Origin of the sequence: Pseudomonas brassicacearum (assembly GCF_003732265.1) — a bacterium.
Taxonomy (GTDB): domain Bacteria; phylum Pseudomonadota; class Gammaproteobacteria; order Pseudomonadales; family Pseudomonadaceae; genus Aquipseudomonas; species Aquipseudomonas brassicacearum_D.
Map to the genome: position 1 here is coordinate 1 of NZ_MOBK01000180.1, position 438 is coordinate 438.

The following is a 438-nucleotide window of genomic DNA, read 5'->3' on the forward strand; positions in this document are numbered from 1 at the left end:
GAAAATGCTCTCGATCGGTCTGCACTGCCGCCTGATCGGCCGTCCGGGTCGCATCGCTTCGCTCAAACGCTTTATCGAATACGCCAAAAGTCATGAACAGGTGTGGTTCAGCCGCCGCGTCGATATCGCGCGTCACTGGCATGAAACGCAGCCGTACCAAGGGGCCGCCCAATGAGCCGCTTTCAAACCCTGCAACCGTCGAGCCTGAGCCGCGACGCCTTCGTCAAAGCTTTCGCCGACATCTACGAACATTCGCCATGGGTGGCCGAAAAGGCCTATGACCTCGGCGCGGACGCTTCGATCGACGAGATCGAAACCCTGCACCAGCGCATGAGCGACATCCTGTTGAGCGCCGATCACGCCAGTCAACTGGCACTGATCAACGCTCACCCGGACCTGGCCGGCAAAGCCGCCGTCCAGGGCCAACTGACCGAAGCC

General features: G+C 61.0%; 1 protein-coding gene and 1 pseudogene. Both read left to right on the forward strand.

The window, feature by feature from the left end:
* Nucleotides 1–175 (forward strand): annotated as a pseudogene (locus tag BK660_RS30700) (allantoinase); the annotation flags it as partial.
* The coding region (locus BK660_RS30705) for a 2-oxo-4-hydroxy-4-carboxy-5-ureidoimidazoline decarboxylase (RefSeq protein ID WP_311202920.1) at nucleotides 172–438 on the forward strand (267 nt) is incomplete at its 3' end. The pseudogene BK660_RS30700 and the gene BK660_RS30705, both read left to right, overlap by 4 nt.